The sequence below is a fragment of the Pedobacter albus genome (genome assembly GCF_036324255.1).
Lineage (GTDB): Bacteria > Bacteroidota > Bacteroidia > Sphingobacteriales > Sphingobacteriaceae > Pedobacter > Pedobacter albus.
In genome coordinates this window covers 2,341,102-2,362,397 of the sequence record NZ_JAZDQT010000001.1, presented here as the reverse complement: position 1 = coordinate 2,362,397, position 21,296 = coordinate 2,341,102, and the positions used below count along the sequence as shown (strand labels likewise).

The window sequence follows — 21,296 nt, the reverse complement described above, 5'->3', positions numbered from 1 at the left end:
TTTTATCAGTTTTGTTAAAATACGATATTCCCTTGGTGGATCAGCGAAGTTACCGGAGCGATGCGCGAAACGGCTTCGGCCGAACATGAAGAGGCTACGATAACCATGTTTGCATCGTCTCCTGCCTTTGGCCACTGTTGTTTGCCGTCGTCGCTGAGTGGCAGCACATATCGGGTAGCAAAAGCCAGGGCACGCGATAGTTCCCATTCGGTGCTATAACCATAAAGTTCGGCAATGAGATGCGCTTTTTGAAGCATGTTGCCCGAGCCAAAAGTGCTCCAGTGATCTTGAATGTTGTCATTGCCAATCAGTACCTCAACACCATGTTTTCTGAGCGTTGGAATGGGCATGATGGTGCCCCTGAATGGAACGGAAGAAACAATGCCTACCCCAGCATGAGCAAGCCTTTCGGCCATTCTTTCTGTTTCAGAACTGCTGAGATTGCCTAGGGCAAAGGCGTGACTAACATAGGTTTTTCCTTTGAGCTGCGGATTTTCGATGGCCTTGTTGATCAGAAATTCGATGGTCTTGATGCCACTTTCGCCTCTTTCGTGCAGGTGGATGTCGATGCCCTTGTGGTGGTCGAGCGCAAGCTGTACAATCAGTTCCATGGGTTTTTCCACGCTCCCGTCAATCGAGTAGGGGTCTACACCTCCAATAAAATCCACGGCATCCATCTTGGCTACTTCTTTTAAAAGAGGTTCGGTTTGGGTATAGTAGATACCATGTTGCGGAAAGGCCACTAATTCTGCGCCCACTGTTTTTTGCTTGTGCTGCAAAGCTTGTTCCAGGTGATGCAGGGAAGCAAGGCCCGAAGTGGGGTCGACGTTGAAATGGGAGCGGATGAAGTGCGTACCATACGAATGAAGGAAGTCGATCATTTTTTCCGTTCGTTCTACAGAGGTTTTGAGCCATTCTGGAATCAGCTGCTGTTCGTAGGCAATCATGTCCTTTACCGATTTTCTTTTCGCCGAAACTGCTTGCCAAGGCAATCCAAAAAGCATTTTGTCGAGATGCGCGTGCATATCCTTGAAAGCAGGCAATACTAGTCCGCCTTTCGCATCTACGCCCTGACTGTTGGGGTCGTTGGGCTTGATGTGCTTGATTTTGCCATTCTCTACTTCGATGCAGTGCAAAGCTGTCTTTGTTTTGATAACGTCGTTGCCTTCGTACTCAAAACCTGTTTCCAGTAAGGCGTTTTTAAGGGTATAGTGTTGATTTTCCATTTCGGCACGCTATTGTAGTTTGTTCATGTAACGATAACAAAGTTAACGCATGGGCTTAGCCGTCTTGTTGCGAAATCTATCCTGATGCTTGAAAGATTTATCACTACGAGTCTAAAAAGTAATAAATCTTTCAAGGCTTGGAATGAATCCTACACATGGCGAGGATTGCGGTTGATTACATTTGTATTAAATGTTTTCAGCTTATGCATAAATCAGAAATATCCCGTAAGGATTTTTTAAAGAAATCTGGATTAGGTTTTGTCGGAATGGCCATAGTGCCTGGACTGTTGAATGCCAAAGGTGCTTCGCAGCCGGCAGCTACAGAAAAAGAAAGCCGGCATTTGGGGAAAGACTTTACCTTAAAGAATGTAAGGCTCGAAACCGGCTTCGAATATGAGGGCGATGAAGTTGTGCATACCAAAACTGGGTTGTTTACGGTTGCCATCAGCAATGGAAAAATCAAAAGCATTTCGGCCAATACGCCCAATGATGCCCGTGCCATTGATGCCAAGGGATTGCTGATGCTTCCTGCCTTTAAAGATATGCATATCCATCTGGATAAAACTTTTTATGGCGGTCCATGGCAGGCAACCAGGCGGAGAACAGGTGGCGTAAAAGGCATGATTGCACTGGAACAGCAAATCTTGCCCGAGATGCTTAAAACATCTACCGAGCATGCAGGCAAGCTGATCGAACTGTTGCAGTCGAAAGGCTCTTCTTTTGCCAGAAGCCATGTCAATATTGAGCCTACCTCCAAACTGCATTCACTCAAAAACCTGCAAAAAGCGCTAGAAAACAAGAAAAATAGTTTTGGAGCTGAGCTGGTGGCCTTCCCGCAGCATGGGGTTTTTTATACTGATTCGGTTCCCTATTTAAAGGAAGCCGCGCAAATGGATATTGACTTTATCGGCGGCGTAGATCCCTACAGTATTGATGGAGCCATTGAAAAAACGATTGATTTTACGGTGCAACTGGCATTGGATAACCAGAAAGGGATAGACATTCACTTGCACGAGTCTGGAGAATCGGGATTGAAAACAGTAGAATACCTGATTAAAAAAGTAAATGAAAATCCTGTTTTAAGGAAGAAAACCTATATCAGCCACTGTTTTGTTTTGGGGAAACTGGAAAAACAAAAACAGGAGGAAATAGCTGAGCAACTGGGCGCTGCCAATATCGGCATTGTGTCTACCATACCTTTTGGCGGACTGATTATGCCCATACCTACTTTATACAAGCACAATGTGACGGTACTAACGGGCAATGACAGCATTATTGACCATTGGAATACTTGGGGCAGTGGAAGTGTGTTGCAAAAAGCCAACTTGATGGCACAGCTCTATGGCTATAGTACCGAGTTTTTGTTATCGAGGAGCCTGAAACTGGCTACGGCTAACGTATTGCCTTTGGATGATAAGGGTGTGCAGCAATGGCCCAAAGTGGGCGATGCAGCCGATGTAGTGCTGATTGAGGCCAGCTGTTCGGCCGAAGCCGTGTCGAGAATATCGCCGGTAAGATCGTTGATTGCCAAAGGAAATATTGTTTATTAAGGACGGGAAAGTTATTGGTTGCTCAATCGTTGCGTATGGAAATAAGTCGCAATTAACCCCTTAACTTGTCCCTTTTGCACGCTTATAGGTAGACAACATTGCCGTAATTTTGAGTAAACTAAATCAAAAATCCTTATGGCAACTCAAATTTTTGTAAACCTATCGGTTAAAGACCTCAACAAATCCGTGGAGTTTTTTACCAAATTGGGCTATACTTTTAATCCGCAATTTACCGACGAAAAAGCAACCTGTATGGTCATCAGCGATACCATTTACGTGATGTTGCTTACAGTGCCTTTCTTCCAGACTTTTACCAAAAAAGAAATTGTTGATGCGCATAAAGCGATAGAGTGTTCTATTGCCCTGTCTGCCGACAGTAAAGAAGCCGTTAATGAAATGGTAGACAAGGCGGTGGCTGCAGGAGCGACCGTGCCTAATCCGGCCAGCGATTATGGCTTTATGTACCAACACAGCTTTGAAGACCTCGATGGCCACCATTGGGAGTTTGTATGGATGAATCCCGACGGCATGCCTGAACATCAGGGGTAACAACTGATATAAAACTGCTCCATGCGAAAGGCCAGTCTTTTACAAGACTGGCCTTTCGCATTAAAAACTGTATTCATGCTATCGGGTTATCTCATTCAAAAACAATACTTCATCAAATCTTCATCATGTTATGTGTTTTTTTGTAAACCCAAATACCGCAAATTGTTTCCGACCTGTTCAGGTGTCTAGGAATATTCAATTATTGTTAAAATATCGTTTGTTTTTTATTAATAAATTGTTAAATGTAATGTTTTGTTAACAATTTGTTAATGATGTGTTTGTTGTTTTGTGATTAATAAAATCATAAAAAATGAAAACACGTGTACTATCCCTATGGGGTATTTTAATGATGTTTGCTTTGTTTGCACAGGCACAAGTCACAACATCGAGCGTTAGTGGAAGAATAAAGGACGCCAAAGGCATTGGTATTCCGGGGGCAAGTGTACTATTGGTGCATCAGCCTACGGGAACCAAATATGGGGTGATTACTGATGCCGAGGGTGGTTTCAGGCTGAACAACCTGAACCCTGGTGGTCCCTACAAAGCCACCATCAGCTATATTGGTTATGCCAAACAAGAAAAAGAGGGGATTAGCTTGAGCCTGGGGGCCGACCAGCGTTTGGATGTGGTCTTGCTGGAGGAAGGAAAGACCCTTAACGAAGTAAAGATTAGTGGAACAAGGGGTGGTTTGAAAACAGGCACGGGTACGCGCATTGGCGAAGAGCAGCTCAAAACCCTGCCTACATCGAACCGTAGCTTGCAGGATGTAACCCGCCTAACGCCACAAGGCAGCAAGGATAATTCGTTTGTGGGTACCAACTTCAGGTACAACAACGTTACTATTGATGGGGCCATTAACAATGATGCGATTGGCTTTAGCCCTTCGCTTGGTGGCCAAAGCGGCAGTTCGGGTATGCCGGGAAGCAGCACGCGTACCAATCCGGTTTCGCTTGATGCCATTCAGGATGTGCAGGTATTGCTGGCTCCCTATGATGTAAAGATCGGTAACTTTACCGGTGGCAGCGTAAATGCGGTGACCCGTAGCGGTACCAACGAACTCAAAGGATCTGTGTATGGTTTTGGGCGCAATGCCGCTTTGGTTGGAAGAAATAGAACAGGCGATAATGCCAAAATGCCTTCGGCCTTTCACGATTATCAAACAGGTTTCAGGTTGGGCTTTCCGATTATCAAGGACAAACTTTTCTTCTTTACCAATGAGGAAATCACGCGTCGTCAAGATCCGGTAATCTTGGCTGCGGGTTCGGCTGATATGCCGATCATCAGCCAAAGCCAGGCGCAACAGATAACAGACCGCATGAAGAATGCGTATGGCATTGATGCGGGTTCTTTTGATAATTACAACATTTATTCGCGATCGAACAAGTTCTTTAACCGTTTAGATTGGAACATCAACGATAAAAACCAGTTGACTATTCGTAATAATACCATTAGGTCTACAGCCACTAATTTGGAGCGCGACCAGTTGAACTTCAGGTTTGGAAGCATCGATTATAAACAAACCAATAACCAAAGTTCTACGGTGGCCGAACTCAAAAGCCGTATCTCCAATGCTTCGTCGAACAGTTTGGTAGTTGGCTATTCGAGCATTCACGATTTCAGAGATCCACTATCTGCTTCTTCGGTGCCACAAATCGAGATTTCTTCCAATGGGGGAACAATCTTTCTGGGCACAGACCGTGAGGCCAGTATTTTTAACATGAAACAAAAAACTTTCGAGTTTACAGATAACTTTACCTACACCAAAGGCAAGCACACCTTTACCTTTGGCACGCACAACGAGTTGTACAACATTACTTATGGTTTTGTGAATTCATGGAATGGACGTGTGGCCTATGGCAGCGTGAACGATTTTCTGAACAACCTGCCTTCGCGCGTGCGTACCAACTTTAATTATGCCGATAATACCAGAGATAACATCATGGCCAATCCGCCGGCAACATTTAAGTTGAACATGTACAGCGTATATGCCGAAGACCAGTTTCAGGTAAACGACCGACTGAAAATTACCGGAGGCTTGCGTTTGGATCTGGCCGACCTGCCAAATATGCAGCCTTTGAGCGATAAAACCACCAATGCGCCTGTTGATGTGAATTATGGCACCACTTATAACTATACCTTGCCAAAAAACATCAAAAATGATTACCTGGGCCAATTGCAACTGTCGCCACGTTTGGGTTTTAACTTTGATGTATTGGGCAACCAAAGCCTGATTTTGCGCGGCGGTAGTGGTTTGTTTACAGGTAGAGTGCCTTTCGCTTGGTTGGGTTATGCCTACTACAATAACGGCGTAACTTATGGTGCTTACGATAAAAAATACAACTACAACCCTGCAAATGGCGCTATCGTTACGCAGGTTCCGGGCACCGATCCCATCAAAGATGCGCAGAATGGCAATGGAGAAGCCGGATATGCCCAAAAGCAGGGTATCAACGTAAATGATGCCTCGGGTGCAACACAGGTAGATTTGATTGATAATAATTTTAAAATGCCAAAAACCTGGAGGAGTAGCCTGGCTTTAGACTATAAAACAGACGATCAATGGAAGTTTACGCTTGAAGGCATTTATACCAAGGTCATCAACGACCTGAAATTCCAGCAAATCAATTATGTCGATAACCCGACCTATATGATTTACGATACCCAGCATCAGCAGCCTATTTACTCAGGCACCAAAATCAACAGCAAGTATACCAATGCCTATTTGTTGTCGAATACCAGCCAAGGTTATCGTTACAGCATTACCGGACAGGTTAGCAAGGCCTTTCCATTCGGATTGGATGTGATGGCTGCCTATACTTATGGCCAGTCGAAAGACATTACCAATGGTATCCGTAACTCGATGGAATCGAACTGGCAGCTGAATCAGGCCCTGAGCCCGAACAATCCTGGCTTGGCCTATTCAAATTTCGATATCCGCAATCGTATAGTGTCAACCCTCAATTACAAACACAGTTGGGACAAAGGAAATAAATATGTAGCCAACTTCTCGCTCTTCTTCAGCGCGCAATCGGGCTCTCCTTATTCTTATGGCTTTGTTAACGCCACCATTAACGGTACAGGGCAAACCGTAAGCTTGGTGTATATTCCGCAGACCGGAGAAACCAGCAAGTTTTTTGCCGCTACGCCAACAGGGGTGGCACAGGCTGCTGCATTTGATGCCTTTATAGATGGCAACAAATACCTGAGTACCAGAAGGGGCAATTTTACCGAGCGTAACGGTGCCCGTACCCCATGGAATGTGCAAAGTGATTTCCGCTTTTCTCAAGATATTTTGCTGGCCGGAAAAGGCGCCCAAAAACATACGCTTACTTTTACCTACGACATCATCAACCTGACCAATTTGTTGAACAAGGATTGGGGTGTGCAGTATTTCTCGCCAAATACCTTCAATTCAATGGCGAGCGTAGGTTTAAAGGTAGAGAAAGCAGGAACGCCAACAGCCTATCCAACCTATTCATTTGACCAAAAGAACGTAACTTCCTATGCCAAAGACTTTTTCGCTTCGCGTTATCAAATGCAATTGGGTTTGAGGTATAGCTTTTAATACAAACATTAGCTGTGTATAGCCTAAAGCCCCGTTGCATTGCGTAACGGGGCTTTTTAATGCTTAATATTTGTGTTTGTATCAATTTTGTTGCGTTTTTGTGTATCTTAGGATAAGACTAAAACAAACAAAGAATGCTAACGTGCTACATTATAGATGATGATATTTATTCGATAGAATCTGTTATAAAACATATAGAGAAAATGCCAAATCTCTCGCTTATTGGTAGCAGTACAAGCCCCCTGATCGGATTGGAAGAATTGCAGACAGGTGAAAAGCCTGACATTGTTTTCCTTGATATAGAAATGCATGAACTTTCAGGAACGGATATTGCTGATTTATTGCCAGATGATGTTGCTATTATATTTACAACAGGATATGTGAAGAAAGCACATGAGGCTTTTGAAAAAAATGCTACGGACTTTTTGCTCAAACCATATTCATTTGAACGTTTTGTTAAAGCTGTATCTAAGGTGTCTTCAACTTCAGTCCAGCCTGATAAAATTTATCAGAAAGAAAAAATATTTATTAAAACAGGAGAGAAAAATTCCATCGTTTCTATTCGGGTGTCGGAAATTCTATATGTCGAAGCCTTAAAAAATTATACCCATATCTATGCAAGAGGCAATAAATATGTTGCGAGAGCCAGCTTAAAAGAGGTTCATGAAATACTCCCTTATTCTTTATTTTCACGCGTTCACAGGTCGTTTATTGTCAATATAATGGCCATAAAATCAATTGAAACAGACGACGTAATTATAATGGATAATGATTCCACGGTGCCTTTAGGAGAATTATATAAAAGCTCTTTTATGAAAGGAATAAGGTCGAAAACAATAATGAAAAATCATTAAGGTTGTGCATTGGATGTTGGTGTCTAAATAATAATCCTGCTACCGACAATGGGGAATAAATATGGGTTTGAGTGTCGGCCCAAACCCATATCAATGTAGGTTCTAATTTACCTAGAAGCGTTCTTTAGGAACAGAAAGTTTGTTTCTTTTAAACATTTTATAATTTTCAATGCATCCATATAATACCGCCAAAGTCAGTAAAAATTTAGGAGGCAAAGGGGCGTTCGTTTCAAAAATCCATGCAAAGGCCAACAAGGCAATGCCTATAGCTGTTTTTAAATAAAATGAATAAGGTTCCCTAATGAAATGGAGGAGAATTTTAGGCAGGAGCAAGGCAACGATCGCCAATACTACCAATATAGATTCATACATATTTTTAGATTTAGGTTTAACAAATAAAATCGGCTGTTGCTGAGTTTTTGCTACATAACATACACCAACAAGCCCAACCGCATAACGGCGTACCTACGCCTACTGTTGAAAACGAACATGCTGTCATGCAGGCAAGTAACTTCGCCTGTTGCCAATAAGAACCACAAGTTGGGTCGCCGTTCGGGTCAGAATCAGAGTCGTCGGCTACAGAAACTGAATTTGGTTTCAATGTCGATGTTTTATTTGCGCTAGGTACAGAAGTGTTGTTTTCAATTACTTGTAATTTGCCATCATAGTATGCATTAAAGTTACGGAAAAAATTATTTACTTGCTCCTTTTCAGAAACGTTACAATTTGAGCAAGTAAATGAAGATGTATTTAGTCTAAATATTTCATTTGCTTTTAGATAGGCTAAACGAGCAGAACTTAATCTTTTAAGGTAAGTTTCCCATTTGTCTTTATCGCCAAAAACAATTTTGGTAAATGCTTCAGATCTGGGGTCGCTCATTTCTAAAGTGATGGCGTCTTTTAGTTCCTGTAATGTTTTTCCTGATTTGACAGCTGCTTTTACTTTGTCCAAAAACTCATTCTGCGCACTGATGAGTTCTTTTGCTTCTTTTGATTTAAGGATTTCAAGGCTTTTTGCTTCCGAAAGTTTGATATTAGGATCGCCCTTTTCAAGTTTTAAACTTGCAATTGTCCTCGCTTCTTCATTTTTTGCGTTATCTATTTCGCTGATTTTATTGCAACTGGAAATAATCCCCAAAGATAGAAATGCTATTAATGCAATTGTAAAGATGTTTTTGTTCATGAGATTTTTAAGTTAGAATTGATAATTGGTTTTTAGTTAAAAGAGGTGCGCATCCCAAATAGATATTTAGCATATTGCTGTTATCTCCAATAAATCTATGCCTAAAAAGAGTAAGGTGAAAATTTAAGACTAAGTTTTTAGTTCTCTGGGGACATACAGGTTTTTTTTAAGGATAAACGTGGTTTTTTTGAGGATAAAATAAAGTGATCTTTACATTTGCATCCGTCAAAATAAACCATGGTTCTCAAGTATTTTACGTTCAGCCTATCCCTTGTCTTTATTTCTTGGATCATCGGCATCATTGCCAATGCACTCTTGGCCAGAACCCAGTTTTACAAGACACGATTATCGAACCTCCTTTTGATCAGGAACGAATGGTTCGGAAGGATGATCGGGCTTGACGCGTTCAGGTGGGTTGTCCAAAATTCGTTCTTCAAATATTTTAACCCGAAGCTTTCCATGAAAAAGAGGATCAGGCCCAGTGAACTGGATTCCTTGCGCAACGAGATGACGGTGGCAGAAATCGGACATCTGTGCGGATTCCTGTTTGTGATACCATTTGTAGTGGTAAAGCTCGGCAAAGGCGATTGGTTGTTCGCCACGATCATGATATTGGTGAACATCCTGATGAACCTCTATCCTTTGCTGCTACAGCAAGAAAACAAAAGGCGGATTGACTGGTTCAGGGAAAAAATCAATTCAAAACGGCTGAAACCGTAGGTAAGTGAAGTAAAAGAGCGCTGTTTAAATCAGTTCGGAAGTAAGGAATGTCTATGTTTAACGCAAACAAGCGATAAAAACCGTTAACAAACAAAAAGGCTTTTACAGTTTGAACCGTAAAAGCCTTTTTTACCAGTAGCGGGGAGCAGGATCGAACTGCCGACCTCAGGGTTATGAATCCTGCGCTCTAACCATCTGAGCTACCCCGCCAGGAAAAATAATATCAAATGTTGAATACTATTTTTTAAAGAGTTGCAAATATAGAATAAATTACTTTTCTTTAGAAACAAAAATTAAAAAAATAGTCCATTATTTTTACAGATAGCGGTGTTTAAGGATGTCAGAAAAGAAAAAATTTAATCTAGAATATGAATTGAGGTCTTCTCCACGTATACTGTTCAGCTTTATCAGCGAGCCTAATGGGCTGTCGCAATGGTTTGCAGACGATGTGGTTTTCAGAGACCAAACCTATACCTTTACCTGGGACGGAGAAGTGCAAAAGGCCAAGCTGCTAAGCGTAAAAGAAAACAAACTCGTTAAGTTTAAGTGGGTTGACGATGATCCGCATTGCTATTTCGAAATGGAGATTGTTCAGGATGAACTGACCAACGATGTGGCCCTCGCCATTACCGATTTTGCCACCGACGAAACCCTTGCCGAAAAAAAACAAATCTGGGATAACCAGATTACCTACCTAGTTAGCGTTATCGGAGGCTAATTTTTTCGTCGGCTTTGCCTATCTTTGCATATTGAAAAAGATACACCTACTGCTGATTAAGGCATTTATCAGGCCGTTTTTCGTCACATTTTTTATTGTGATGTTTATCCTGTTGATGTTTTTCCTGTTCAAGTACATCGACGATTTGATTGGAAAGGGCTTCGAGTGGTATACCATTGCCGAAGTAATGCTTTATGCCTCGGCGGCCAACGTAGCCATGGCCTTGCCTTTGGCCGTACTGCTTTCTTCCATCATGACCTTCGGTAGCCTGGGCGAAAACTATGAACTGGTGGCCATCAAATCTGCCGGCGTTTCCTTGCAAAAGGCCATGCGCCCGCTGTTTGTCTTCATCATAGGCCTCTCTTTTGCCTCTTTTCTGTTTTCAGATTACATGTTGCCCAAAGCCAACCTCAAATATGGTTCGTTGCTGTACGATATGCGCAACAAAAAACTTTCGTTTCTGATTAAACCCGGAGTTTTTAACAACAGCATACAGAATTATGCCATGCGCGTAGAGCGTAAAGGCGAAGGCGCAATCGATTCTTTGTATGGCATCATGATCTACGACCATACCGGCACCAATGGTATTCCTAAAATCATCCTGGCCGAAAAAGGCAGAATGGCCAAAACCAGCGACGACCAATACCTGGTGCTGAGTTTGGTGAATGGCGTGCGCTACGAAGAAAACAGCAGTTCAGGTTCTTTTAATCCACGTCAAACCCTAACCCGCATGCGCTTTAAGCAAACGGAAGTGAAATTTGACCTGGGCAGCTTTGGCGGATTCAACCGTACGCAGGAAGCCAGTTTCAAAAACAACGCCCCGATGCTGAACAGGGGGGAACTGTTGCATCGCGAAGATTCGATCAAGAAAAGCCTTGACAGCTTGAATAAAACCACCAAGGTTAATGCTTCTGCCTATTTTAAACAAAACGAAATGGCCAAAGGCTACACCAAGGTAAAGGTGCCCGCCAAGGTAATCAAGGGCTCTATCTTAAATGCCATTCCTAAAAATCTGCGCATACAAGCGGTGCAAAGTGGCTACGATCAGGCCGAAACCATAAAGCAAATCGTGATTAACCGGATCTTGGATTTCGATTTCAAATCGAAGGAAATTATCCGGGCACAGATAGAATACCAGCGTAAATACACCCTGGCTGTTTCCTGTTTGTTGTTGTTTTTCATAGGCGCTCCTTTGGGCGCAATCATCCGAAAGGGCGGTTTGGGATTGCCGGTGGTTATAGCCATTGTGTTCTTCCTCATTTACCACATTCTTTCTACGGTGGCCGAAAAATCGGCTAAGGAAGGCTCGCTTGATCCAAATTTTGGCATGTGGGTAGCCATCATCATCTTAACGCCTTTGGGTATTTTCCTCACTTATAAGGCAACAGTCGACTCGGCTTTGTTCGATATAGACTATTACAAACAACTGATCGTAGGCCTGTTTAAAAAGAAAGAAAGCAAAAAATCAAGCTAAACCGACGCTATTCCTTACTTATCAATGATATTTTAAGCCAATTTATTGTCGGCAAAGGTTGTAACTTTGCATTACGGGAGCCGGTTATATGTTCCGTCCCGCCAATTTTTTGATCAAATATAAAATGGAAATAAAATTAAATACCATAGACGAAGCACTAGAAGAAATCAGGGCTGGTAAAATCATTATTGTGGTAGACGACGAGGATCGCGAAAACGAAGGCGATTTTATCACGGCTGCCAGAAACGTAACGCCAGAAGTAATCAACTTCATGTCTAAATATGGAAGAGGACTGATTTGTGCGCCTTTAATCGAGGATTTGTGCAACGACCTGAAGCTCGATCTTATGGTACAAAACAATACCGTTTTGCATCAAACGCCGTTCACCGTATCGGTCGATTTGATTGGCCACGGCTGTACAACCGGCATTTCTACGCACGATAGGGCCAAAACCGTACAGGCGTTGATCAATCCTGATACCAAGCCTGAAGATTTAGGCAGACCGGGCCATATTTTTCCGCTTAAGGCGCGTAGGGAAGGGGTATTGAGAAGAACCGGACATACCGAAGCTACCATTGATATTGCCCGTTTGGCTGGTTTTGAACCTGCTGGCGTATTGGTCGAAATCATGAACGAAGATGGTACGATGGCGCGTTTGCCCGATTTGATGAAAATCGCAGCGCAGCACGAACTGAAAATCATCTCGATTAAAGATTTGATTGCCTACCGTTTGGCGGCCGAAAGCCTCATCAGGGAAGAAGTTACCGTCAATTTGCCAACCGAATGGGGCGATTTTAAAATGACCGCCTACACCCAGTTGAGCAATAATGCCACCCACTTGGCCATTACCAAGGGCGAATGGGAAGAAGACGAGCCTATTTTGACCCGCATCCACAGTTCTTGTGTTACTGGCGATATCTTCGGCTCTTGCCGTTGCGACTGCGGTCCGCAATTGCACAAGGCTTTCCAAATGATTGAACAAGAAGGAAAAGGAATCATCGTATACATGAACCAAGAAGGCCGAGGCATTGGCCTGATCAACAAGTTGCGTTCGTATAACCTTCAAGATGCAGGTTTTGATACCGTTGAGGCCAACATTAAGCTGGGCTTTAAAGGCGATGAACGCGATTATGGCGTGGGCGCACAAATTTTGAGGGCACAAGGCGTAAGCAAAATGCGCTTAATGTCTAATAATCCTACCAAAAGAGCCGGTTTAATCGGTTATGGTTTGGAAATCATAGAAAATGTGCCCATCGAGATAGAAAGCAACAAGCACAACGAAACCTATTTGAAGACCAAGCGTGATAAAATGGGTCACCAAATCATGAAATAAAACAAAAAATCCGAAGCTCAAAACTTCGGATTTTTTTATGCCTATTCATTAAGTGCCAGCTCAAAACTGCCAACTGTCAACTGGAAACCGTTAACTGGTTATTGAAAACTGCGAACCGAAAACTGCCAACTATTTCTTCGGATTGTTTTTCTTGCTCTCGTTCAAAATGGCTTCTTTATTTACTTTCTCTTTTTGAGCCTGTTCTTGCTTTTTCTTTTGTTCTTTGCGGTATTTGCCAGTTACTTTTTGCAGAAACTCCCTAAACGAATCAAACTGCTGACTGTAAATCAAACCAAAAGAAGTAACGTTGGCATTCGGGTCGACCCCCGGATTGGCAAATATACTTTGTTGCGTAGGTGGCTTGTTGGCCAATTTACCTACCAGCGTTCCGTCTTTTCTGATCAGGCCTAAAATCTCCACCTCTTTGCCCACATTGTCTTTAAACAAACCTACCGAATAATCGGTTGAGCTCTTGGTGTTGTCTACGATACCTGCGTTTACGATAATACGGTCGTTAAAGAATTTAAATGAAGCACTGGCTTCGTTAAAAGAGCGGATATTAATGTCGACAAAGTTGAGGTTTAAAGACGAAAGCAGGTTGTTGAACTGGTTAAAAATCAGTTCGCTGGCCGTACTTGTGCCTACAGAACCCAACTGTTGGCCCAGGTTTTCCTTGCCTGTGCCTGGCGCAAACCTGCGTTGAATAATCAAGCTCAGTGCCTGCGTATTCAGGTTATTGCCATCGTTAAAGTACGACTGTAGCTTTTCTTTGATGGCAGGGTTGGCTGGAAAGAAAATATCCAGTTTGATATCGGGTTGCAAAAGCAGTCCACTTAGCCCCATTTCTACTTCAGTTTGTACCCTTTCGTTGGTGCTCGACGATTGATCCTGATTGGCTGCGGTATACAAATCGGCAGTGCTGGCCCGCAAGGCATAAATGGCCTTGAGGTTGATTTGCGCATTGGCCGGATTGCCCGTCCATCGGATAGTTCCCCCCTGGCGAATTTCAAAACGTTTGTTGATCACTTCCTGTGCCGTAAAATCGAAAAGACCGCTTTCAATAATGTAATCGCCTTTCATTTCAAAATCACCGCTGCTGGTAATGTTCAATTCCAATTCAGCATTTCCCTTGCCGCTCAGCTTGCCCAACACCGTATAAATGTTGGCTATCGAATTAGGGTCTACCCGCAGTTTAAAATTCATTTTCAAGCCATCAAAACTCGTCTGTTTCTTCACGGTTTTGGTGGTATCTTTGCTTACAAAAGTGATAAAATCCTTATCCGAAATAGTTTCAGAACTGTTTAACGGCAGGTTAAAGATGGTTCCTTTTTCGGTTTTGGCGTCAATGTTAATCAGCATGCTGCTGGTAGGTCCGCTAAAAGAGAAGTCGCCGGTAGCATAAGCCCTGCCATAGTAAAGCGAATTGTCTTTTGAAGTGGTATTGAGCGCCATAAAGTTGGTGGCATTCAACTGGACTTTGATTGTCGGATCGTCGAGGTTGTTCAGGTCGACTGTTCCATTGGCTCTGGCTTCGTTGCCTTCGGCATCTTCCAGCACCAAATCGTTAATCTGGATTACGCTGTTGTCTATCTGGATCTTATCGTTAAGCGTGTAAGGCGTTTTGAGGTAATTAACGGTTACTTCGCCCCGGTCAAAAGAAACATCGCCATTGATGTGCGGCTTACTGAGTGGCCCTTTTACGGTAAGATCGGCAGAAATATTGCCTTTAAGGTTAGAAACCAGCTTTTTCACAAAAGGCTCGAGCACGGTAAGTTTGCTGCCGTCCATCTTCACCGCTAAGTCTATATTTTTCTCCTTTAGGTCAACACCGCCGGTTATTTTAAAGGTTTCCCTGTTGTCGGTCATGATCTGCGTATACACGTTTACCGCGTTTTTCGCTTGGTCGTAGGCCGAAGTATCGGTTAAGCGACCAATGTAAGTACCGTTAAAATTCAATGAATCGATGGCGAGGCTATCCGTAATTCGAGGCGTTTTTAAAATGTCGTACAATCGCGTTCGACCATTTACCTTTCCGGCCAATTTAATGCCCATTGCTTTCACAAATGGATTAAGCGTTCTGAGGTTGAAATTTTCGAAGCCCACCAGCAAAAGGTCTTTGGGGTCGTCAGAAAGTACGCCGTCAACCGAAAGCATTTGCTCACCATTGCTGAGCGAGAAATTGTCGATAGCCGTTTTTCCTTTGTTAAAATTGATGCGTACTTTCTCCTGAATGTTCCAATCTTCGCTGTTGATTTTGAGGATGGAAGGCAGGATGCTGATTTTCGCGCTATCGTTTACAAATTCGACCAAACCGTTCAAATCGAGCTGGTTGGCATCGTCGGCATTAGACATTTTCAAGTTGAGCGCCAAGCTGTCGTTGCGCAACACATTGGCGATGTTCACATTTTTAATGTACAAGCTGTCGTTCAGGTCCACGCGGTCGGAGGTGATGATGGCCTGCAGCTGTTTGGCCGTGGTGTTTTCCTCCAGGATAATATTGTTGGCCGTAATGCCCTTGTAGGTGAGCTTTCTGATGCTGCCGTTAAGCGTTGCCGTGTTGTTCCTCGAATCGAAAGAACCAATCAGAATGGCCTGATCATCAATGGAAAGGCCCGGCGCTACCAGTTCGGCAATCGGTTCAAATCGCTTCACCCTGAGGTTGAAATCGAAAATCTGCGTTTTATAGCTGATAATGTCGGCCTTTAACGAAGGAATATAAGTTTTGGCAATAGCCTTGTAATAAGATACGATGGTATTCAAATCATATTGGCCCTTGATGCTCGCATCGAAAATATCCGATTTGATGGCCAAACTTCTTTCCTGACCAATACCTTTGGCATTCAGTTGTACCGAATCGACATGGTAAATTCCCTTTTTGTTGTTCAAGGTAATATGTTGTACCAGGAGGTTACCTTGAATGTTGTCGAGGTTAGTGCCCGAAAAATTGGTGCTGAAATCGGCATCTACTTTTAACGAATCCTTATACAGTTTTAGAGTCTTTAAACGGGCATTCCTGATATTGGCTTTGAAATTAAATATGGGTAATGCCGGATTGAGATTCACGCCACCATCAAAAGTGAGCTGTACATTTTTGTCGTTGATTTTAAGGCTACCATCAAAATATTTTTTGTCGAAAGTACCATCAATTTTGATGTTGCGGTAGCGGTAGCCGTTAAAATCGATATAAGTTACATCGCCATTCAGCTGTTCGGTCAGTTCTTTTACTTCATCACCTTTGCCTTTGACGTAAAGTGCAGAGGTGATGCGTCCAAGGCTTTTTTCGTTGAGCAGATCGCCAAGGTTAAAATCAAAAGTCTGCACGTTTCCAGTGTAGGATGGCGTGCCTTTCTTGTCGATTTTCATGTTCACATCAGACTTGAAACGGCCAAGATTGGTTTTGAATTCGCCATAAGCGATAAAATCGTTCTGAAAACCCGTAAACGAACCATTGAAGTTCACATTGCCAAATTTGCTGACGATTTGTGGTATAGAACGCATCGGCTTGCCCGTTACATCGGTGAGGATGGCTTCAAGGTCCTTTTTGTTGGTGCCGGCCAGTTCTATTTTCATATCCATAAAGGTCTGTTGCCAATCCGGTAGCCCCTTCATGGTAAAATCGCCTTTGATATAGGTGGCCTGGCCCGCCTTTACGGCTAGTTTTTTGGCTTTTAAGTCGCTCACATAGCCGGTAATCTGCCCGTCGATGTCCAGATCGAGCTTCATTTTGTTCAGCTCGGGGGCAAAGTAGGCAACATCTCTCGAAGAAATATGGCTTCCCCTAAAGTTAGCCTTCATCCTTACCTTGTTTACATAATCGTTGAAGTCTTTAAACCGGCTGAACTTCATCTGATAGTAATCGGTTAAGCGACTTTGGTTGGTGACCAGCAACAGCTTTTGCAATTCGATCTGGTTGGTGTCGACCGTAGTGAAAGCAGTAAGATTTTTGAGGTAGAAGCCACTTTTTTCCCTGAAAGTCAGGTTTTTGATATTGGCTTGAATAATGTGGTCGTTCGTATTCAGTTTCTCGAAAATGCCGTTCAGCTGTTTCAGGTCGATATCCTCAAAGTTTACGCCTTTCACAACCGTATTGATTTTAAGGTTCTTATACTTAAAGGCTACGTTGTTGAGAATAACGCGATTAAACAAGAACTGGAATTTCTTTTTCTTCTTTTTAGGTTTAGCACTTGGCGTGTCAAAGTAATCGATAATGAAATCGAGGTTGGAGGTGCCGTTTGGATAGTCTTTTAAAAAGAAAGCACCATTGTTAACCTGAACCGTGTTGACATCCAGTATTCTTTCTTTTAAGGAAAACTTGTTAATGTCGACCAAAAACTTGGGAAAATTGGCCAAAGTGTCTTTTTGTTGGTCAAGTACGACCAGTTCTTCGAGCACTACCGATTTAAATGGCTTTACATAAAGACCGCTAATGGAAACGGTGGTATGAAGTTCTTTGGATAAATAAGCCGCGGCTTTTTTGGCTACATAGGTCTGTACGGGCTTAAACTGAAGCGAGAATAGCAACACGCCAAGCAACAATATAATTGATGCGACAACCCAAAGCAGTATTTTTAATAGTTTTTTAATAATTTTGTAGCTTAATAATCTTTAACTGTGCCTATCATACTTGCTATAGAATCCTCATGCGATGAAACTTCAGTTGCCGTTTGTAACAACGGCAAAATTACTGCCAATGTTATTGCAAACCAAACAATTCATGAAAATTATGGTGGCGTAATTCCAGAATTGGCTTCAAGGGTTCATCAGCAGAACATTGTGCCTGCGGTGCAGCAGGCCTTGGCTATAGCTAAAGTTGAAAAAAACGAACTGGATGGGGTGGCTTTTACACAAGGTCCCGGTTTGTTGGGGGCTTTGTTGGTCGGGGTTTCTTTTGCCAAATCGTTTGCGTTGGCGCTTAATTTACCACTTATTTCGGTTAATCACATGCAGGCACATATTTTGGCCCATTTTATCGACGATCCGAAACCTTCATTTCCGTTTTTGTGCCTTACGGTTTCGGGCGGACATACGCAAATTGTATTGGTGAAAGATTATTTTGACATGGAGATTGTGGGCGAAACCTTGGATGATGCTGCGGGCGAGGCTTTTGACAAAACCGCAAAAATCCTCAATTTACCTTATCCCGGTGGTCCGTTGATTGATAAATATGCCCAAAAGGGCAATCCTTTGGCTTTTAAATTTCCAGAACCGCAAATCCCTGGATTAAATTATAGCTTTAGCGGGTTTAAAACCGCCATTTTGTATTTTGTTAGGGACAAGCAAAAAGAAAATCCTCAATTTGTTGAAGAAAACCTAGCCGATATTTGCGCTTCGGTTCAGCATAGTATTGTCGGTATTCTGTTAAATAAATTAAAAAAAGCGGCTAAGGAGTACGGAATTAAGGACATTGCCATAGCTGGAGGTGTTTCGGCCAATTCTGGATTAAGAAATGCACTTCAGGACATGAAGGCGCTGTTGGGCTGGAACGTTTACATTCCCGCTTTTCAGTATTGCACAGATAACGCAGGGATGATTGCTATTGCTGGTTATCATAAGTTTTTGGCTGGTGAATTTGTTGGACAGGAAGTTTCGCCGATGGCGAGAATGAACTTTTAAAAAAATAAAATTATGGGAACGACGAGTTATGTGTTTTTTGGTCTGTTGCTTATTCCACTGATTGTCTTTTTAATTTGGATGATTAAGCAAGACAAAAAGAAAAACTATTTGGGATTGTTTTTTTTGTTGTTCGGTATCGTTATTGCCCTCTATACTATTATCAAGCTGGATAAAAACTTCATGGAAAATAATGGCCAGGTAGCGCCTAAATCTTCAAGTTTTAAATAGGCTTGAGCCAAAATGCTTATTTCGCTGATTGGTTGATTGTTGATTTGGCCAATGATTGGTTGAGGCGTAAAGCTTGAAATTCACCAGAAAGAGAATTGCTTCATCGCTTGGGGCTTCGTAATGACGGATTTTTGAAGCCTTATTCTTTACTCTTATTTCTTACGCCTTCATCCTTTTAACCCTCGAGGTTGAAATAGGGCATAGACAAAAAAGCCATCTCATCGACTGAGCGAACAAAGAGTTATCCTGTCTTGGCAAACATGTAGATTGATCTCCCTTCATTCGCTCATACGAGCTGATGGCGGTTGTAAATGATTTTAGACTTAACTACTAAGCTTCTTTGTCTTCCAGCTTATCTCCGGTTACCTCTTCACGGATTTTAGCTTCTATTTCTTCAGCCAATTCTGGATTGTCTAACAGCAATTGCTTCACTGCATCTCGGCCTTGTCCCAGTTTGGTATCACCATAAGAGAACCAAGAGCCAGCTTTTTTGATGATGTTGAAGTCGACGCCCAAATCGATGATCTCGCCGGTTTTCGAAATGCCTTCGCCAAACATAATGTCAAATTCGGCAATACGGAAAGGAGGAGCAACTTTGTTCTTCACGATTTTTACCTTAACGCGATTTCCAGATACCTCGTCAGAATCTTTGATTTGCGAAGTTCTGCGGATATCCAAACGTACCGAAGCATAGAATTTAAGGGCGTTACCGCCGGTTGTGGTTTCCGGATTACCAAACATTACACCGATTTTTTCGCGCAACTGGTTGATGAAAATACAGCAACATCCGGTTTTTGAAATCGTTCCGGTTAGCTTACGCAAGGCCTGGCTCATTAAACGGGCCTGTAAGCCCATTTTGCTGTCGCCCATTTCGCCTTCAATCTCTGCTTTGGGTACCAAGGCCGCCACCGAGTCGATGACGATCACATCGATAGCGCCAGAACGGATCAGGTTATCGGCAATTTCCAAGGCCTGCTCGCCGTTATCTGGTTGCGAGATCAATAGATTGTCGGTGTCTACGCCTAATTTTTTGGCATAAAATTTATCAAAGGCGTGTTCGGCATCGATAATGGCAGCAATGCCACCTTTCTTTTGGGCTTCGGCAATGATGTGGGTTGCCAAGGTGGTTTTACCAGAAGATTCCGGGCCATAGATTTCTATGACACGGCCTTTAGGTACGCCGCCAATGCCCAAGGCAATGTCTAAACTGATCGAGCCGGTAGAGATGGCATCCATCGTTTCTACGGCTTGATCGCCCAATTTCATGATCGAGCCTTTGCCGTATGATTTTTCTAATTTATCTAAGGTAAGCTGTAACGCTTTAAGTTTTTCTGTGTTTGGGTTCATGTCTGTAAATCTGAAAGTAAATGTAAAATAAATATCGGCTAATAAAAAGCAGTAATGCTAATAACTTTAGCAAACATATCAATTTAAATTTAATATGTGCAAATAAAATTGGAATTATTTTTTCAACATCGCCGAATAGCTAAATTATTTAGCTTTAAAGTGTTGCTCAAAATACTTGCAGAAGTGCGTAATTTCACAAATGCTGCATTTTGGGTTTCTGGCCACGCAAACATAGCGACCATGCAGGATAAGCCAGTGGTGAGCGGTAGAGATGGTGTATTCTGGCAGATGTTTCACGAGGTCTTTTTCTACGGCCAAAGGCGTTTTGCCCCGGGTAAGCCCAATTCTGTTGGCCACCCTGAAAACATGTGTATCCACAGCCATCGCCGGCGCATCAAAAACTACCGAAGCGATTACATTTGCCGTTTTGCGACCAACACCCGGCATTTTTTGAAGCTCTTTTACGTCGGATGGAACTTGGCTATTAAAATCGTTGACCAACATATTGGCCATACCTACTAAGTGTTTGGCTTTGTTGTTGGGATAGCTCACGCTCCTGATGTAATCGAAAACCTGGTCTGGTGTTGTTTCGGCCAGCGATTTAGGGTTGGGGTAACGCTGAAAAAGTGCAGGTGTAACCTGATTAATGCGCTTGTCGGTACATTGGGCAGATAAAATAACGGCCACCAAAAGCTGATAGGGGTTGTTGTAGTGCAACTCTGTTTCTGCATTAGGTTGTTTGGCGGCAAAGTGGGCCACAAATTCTTGGTAGCGTTCTTTTTTGAGCATGTACAAATATAGGTATGTTAGTTCATAGTTGATAGTGAATGGTCGATAGTACATAGTCTATTAGTCCATGGACCATGGTCTATTAGCTATCGACCTATTGGATCGTCAAATTGCAACTGTCATTGCTGCCAACTGCGAACTGCCAAC

Annotated in this window: 16 protein-coding genes and 1 tRNA gene; 10 read left to right on the top strand and 7 right to left on the bottom strand. The window is 42.7% G+C overall.

The features are described from left to right. Positions 1-14 precede the first annotated feature (14 nt). Positions 15-1,226, bottom strand: a complete 1,212-nt coding sequence (locus VRU48_RS09705) for an amidohydrolase (RefSeq protein WP_330107724.1) — start codon at positions 1,224-1,226, stop codon at positions 15-17. 203 nt (positions 1,227-1,429) lie between these two features. On the opposite strand from VRU48_RS09705, the gene VRU48_RS09700 reads away from it, so the two are divergent. The 4 genes from VRU48_RS09700 (at position 1,430) to VRU48_RS09685 (ending at position 7,744) form a co-directional block, all read left to right on the top strand. Continuing rightward, positions 1,430-2,776: an amidohydrolase gene (locus VRU48_RS09700; RefSeq protein WP_330107723.1), complete on the top strand. Its 1,347-nt coding sequence runs from the start codon at positions 1,430-1,432 to the stop codon at positions 2,774-2,776. Between the two features lie 135 nt (positions 2,777-2,911). After that, the gene (locus tag VRU48_RS09695) at positions 2,912-3,325 is read left to right on the top strand and encodes a VOC family protein (RefSeq protein WP_330107722.1); all 414 of its coding nucleotides are present in this window, start codon (positions 2,912-2,914) and stop codon (positions 3,323-3,325) included. A 310-nt stretch (positions 3,326-3,635) separates the two neighbouring features. Then, positions 3,636-6,890 carry a TonB-dependent receptor gene (locus VRU48_RS09690; RefSeq protein ID WP_330107721.1) on the top strand — a complete coding sequence of 1,085 codons (3,255 nt, stop codon included), beginning with the start codon at positions 3,636-3,638 and terminating at the stop codon, positions 6,888-6,890. A gap of 134 nt (positions 6,891-7,024) precedes the next feature. Continuing rightward, positions 7,025-7,744, top strand: coding sequence for a LytR/AlgR family response regulator transcription factor (locus VRU48_RS09685; protein WP_330107720.1), 720 nt, complete (start codon positions 7,025-7,027; stop codon positions 7,742-7,744). A 111-nt stretch (positions 7,745-7,855) separates the two neighbouring features. On the opposite strand, the gene VRU48_RS09680 is transcribed toward VRU48_RS09685, so the two are convergent. Both VRU48_RS09680 and VRU48_RS09675 read right to left on the bottom strand, forming a co-directional pair. Continuing rightward, complete coding sequence (locus VRU48_RS09680) at positions 7,856-8,116, bottom strand: hypothetical protein (protein WP_330107719.1); 261 nt, start codon at positions 8,114-8,116, stop codon at positions 7,856-7,858. 16 nt (positions 8,117-8,132) lie between these two features. Beyond that, positions 8,133-8,927 carry a hypothetical protein gene (locus VRU48_RS09675; protein WP_330107718.1) on the bottom strand — a complete coding sequence of 265 codons (795 nt, stop codon included), beginning with the start codon at positions 8,925-8,927 and terminating at the stop codon, positions 8,133-8,135. Positions 8,928-9,164: 237 nt separating this feature from the next. Between VRU48_RS09675 and VRU48_RS09670 the strand changes: the two genes are divergently transcribed. Further along, positions 9,165-9,647: a glycosyl-4,4'-diaponeurosporenoate acyltransferase CrtO family protein gene (locus tag VRU48_RS09670; RefSeq protein ID WP_330107717.1), complete on the top strand. Its 483-nt coding sequence runs from the start codon at positions 9,165-9,167 to the stop codon at positions 9,645-9,647. A gap of 136 nt (positions 9,648-9,783) precedes the next feature. Here VRU48_RS09670 and VRU48_RS09665 read toward each other — a convergent pair. Beyond that, positions 9,784-9,857 (bottom strand) — tRNA-Met (locus tag VRU48_RS09665). A gap of 127 nt (positions 9,858-9,984) precedes the next feature. Here VRU48_RS09665 and VRU48_RS09660 point away from each other — a divergent pair. The 3 genes from VRU48_RS09660 to VRU48_RS09650 all read left to right on the top strand — a co-directional run bounded on the left by VRU48_RS09660 (position 9,985) and on the right by VRU48_RS09650 (position 13,172). Next, positions 9,985-10,365, top strand: a complete 381-nt coding sequence (locus tag VRU48_RS09660; RefSeq protein ID WP_199138998.1) for an START-like domain-containing protein — start codon at positions 9,985-9,987, stop codon at positions 10,363-10,365. Positions 10,366-10,396: 31 nt separating this feature from the next. Next, the gene (locus VRU48_RS09655) at positions 10,397-11,839 is read left to right on the top strand and encodes an LptF/LptG family permease (RefSeq protein WP_330107716.1); all 1,443 of its coding nucleotides are present in this window, start codon (positions 10,397-10,399) and stop codon (positions 11,837-11,839) included. A gap of 124 nt (positions 11,840-11,963) precedes the next feature. Next, on the top strand, positions 11,964-13,172 hold the full coding sequence (locus VRU48_RS09650) for a bifunctional 3,4-dihydroxy-2-butanone-4-phosphate synthase/GTP cyclohydrolase II (protein WP_330107715.1): 1,209 nt from the start codon (positions 11,964-11,966) through the stop codon (positions 13,170-13,172). Between the two features lie 129 nt (positions 13,173-13,301). Here the strand turns inward: VRU48_RS09650 and VRU48_RS09645 are convergent, their stop codons facing one another. Next, positions 13,302-17,696 carry a translocation/assembly module TamB domain-containing protein gene (locus VRU48_RS09645; RefSeq protein WP_330107714.1) on the bottom strand — a complete coding sequence of 1,465 codons (4,395 nt, stop codon included), beginning with the start codon at positions 17,694-17,696 and terminating at the stop codon, positions 13,302-13,304. Between the two features lie 87 nt (positions 17,697-17,783). On the opposite strand from VRU48_RS09645, the gene tsaD reads away from it, so the two are divergent. Together tsaD and VRU48_RS09635 are read left to right on the top strand one after the other, a co-directional pair. After that, positions 17,784-18,785 (top strand): tRNA (adenosine(37)-N6)-threonylcarbamoyltransferase complex transferase subunit TsaD, encoded by a 1,002-nt coding sequence (gene tsaD / locus VRU48_RS09640; protein WP_330107713.1) that lies wholly within the window; start codon positions 17,784-17,786, stop codon positions 18,783-18,785. A 12-nt stretch (positions 18,786-18,797) separates the two neighbouring features. After that, positions 18,798-19,013: a hypothetical protein gene (locus VRU48_RS09635; protein WP_199138992.1), complete on the top strand. Its 216-nt coding sequence runs from the start codon at positions 18,798-18,800 to the stop codon at positions 19,011-19,013. Between the two features lie 330 nt (positions 19,014-19,343). On the opposite strand, the gene recA is transcribed toward VRU48_RS09635, so the two are convergent. Continuing rightward, complete coding sequence (recA, locus tag VRU48_RS09630) at positions 19,344-20,360, bottom strand: recombinase RecA (protein WP_330107712.1); 1,017 nt, start codon at positions 20,358-20,360, stop codon at positions 19,344-19,346. 144 nt (positions 20,361-20,504) lie between these two features. Beyond that, positions 20,505-21,149, bottom strand: a complete 645-nt coding sequence (gene nth / locus VRU48_RS09625) for an endonuclease III (RefSeq protein WP_330107711.1) — start codon at positions 21,147-21,149, stop codon at positions 20,505-20,507. Between the last annotated feature and the right edge of the window lie 147 nt (positions 21,150-21,296).

Coding starts and splice junctions, on each gene's coding strand:
- VRU48_RS09705 (WP_330107724.1), bottom strand. CDS start 1,226: ATGGAAAATCAACACTATACCCTTAAAAACGCCTTACTGGAAACAGGT.
- VRU48_RS09700 (WP_330107723.1), top strand. CDS start 1,430: ATGCATAAATCAGAAATATCCCGTAAGGATTTTTTAAAGAAATCTGGA.
- VRU48_RS09695 (WP_330107722.1), top strand. CDS start 2,912: ATGGCAACTCAAATTTTTGTAAACCTATCGGTTAAAGACCTCAACAAA.
- VRU48_RS09690 (WP_330107721.1), top strand. CDS start 3,636: ATGAAAACACGTGTACTATCCCTATGGGGTATTTTAATGATGTTTGCT.
- VRU48_RS09685 (WP_330107720.1), top strand. CDS start 7,025: ATGCTAACGTGCTACATTATAGATGATGATATTTATTCGATAGAATCT.
- VRU48_RS09680 (WP_330107719.1), bottom strand. CDS start 8,116: ATGTATGAATCTATATTGGTAGTATTGGCGATCGTTGCCTTGCTCCTG.
- VRU48_RS09675 (WP_330107718.1), bottom strand. CDS start 8,927: ATGAACAAAAACATCTTTACAATTGCATTAATAGCATTTCTATCTTTG.
- VRU48_RS09670 (WP_330107717.1), top strand. CDS start 9,165: ATGGTTCTCAAGTATTTTACGTTCAGCCTATCCCTTGTCTTTATTTCT.
- VRU48_RS09660 (WP_199138998.1), top strand. CDS start 9,985: ATGTCAGAAAAGAAAAAATTTAATCTAGAATATGAATTGAGGTCTTCT.
- VRU48_RS09650 (WP_330107715.1), top strand. CDS start 11,964: ATGGAAATAAAATTAAATACCATAGACGAAGCACTAGAAGAAATCAGG.
- VRU48_RS09635 (WP_199138992.1), top strand. CDS start 18,798: ATGGGAACGACGAGTTATGTGTTTTTTGGTCTGTTGCTTATTCCACTG.
- recA (WP_330107712.1), bottom strand. CDS start 20,360: ATGAACCCAAACACAGAAAAACTTAAAGCGTTACAGCTTACCTTAGAT.
- nth (WP_330107711.1), bottom strand. CDS start 21,149: ATGCTCAAAAAAGAACGCTACCAAGAATTTGTGGCCCACTTTGCCGCC.